Here is a 433-nt window from a genome sequence, read left to right as displayed (position 1 = left end):
CCTAGCTTAATGCCGCCAAAATACCGCACCACAAGAGCGCAAGTATCAACAAGCTCTGCGCCACGCAAGGCTGCGAGCAAAGCAGGGGCAGAACTACCCTTTGGCTCGCCATCATCGCTAGAGTTTTCTACGATTTGACCAAACTCATTTAAGTAGCGATATGCCCAGACTACATGCGCAGCCTTTGGGTGTTCGTCTCTTAGTGCTTTATTTAAGCTTTCAAAATCCTTAAAAGGCGCAAGAATAGCGATAAACTTTGATTTTTTAACTTCAATTTGTGTGCTGATTTTTTCTTTTAATAAAAACATAGAATTTTACTATTTTTTTTATTTACAAAAAACGGCGAAAACACGCCAAAAATCGTTTTGTATAAGTATAATTTATCTTTGTATATAATGTCAATAAAATTTGCCAAAAAGGAATTCTAGATTTA

At 36.7% G+C, this 433-nt stretch carries 1 protein-coding gene; it reads right to left on the bottom strand.

All coding sequences use genetic code 11. The features are described from left to right. Positions 1-308: YigZ family protein (locus PTQ34_RS08800; protein WP_273933224.1), on the bottom strand; the 308-nt coding region annotated here is incomplete at its 3' end. Positions 309-433 lie beyond the last annotated feature (125 nt).

The sequence above is a fragment of the Campylobacter magnus genome (genome assembly GCF_028649595.1).
Taxonomy (GTDB): domain Bacteria; phylum Campylobacterota; class Campylobacteria; order Campylobacterales; family Campylobacteraceae; genus Campylobacter; species Campylobacter magnus.
The sequence above is the reverse complement of the archived record's forward strand: the minus strand, read 5'-3'. Positions and strand labels throughout refer to the sequence as shown.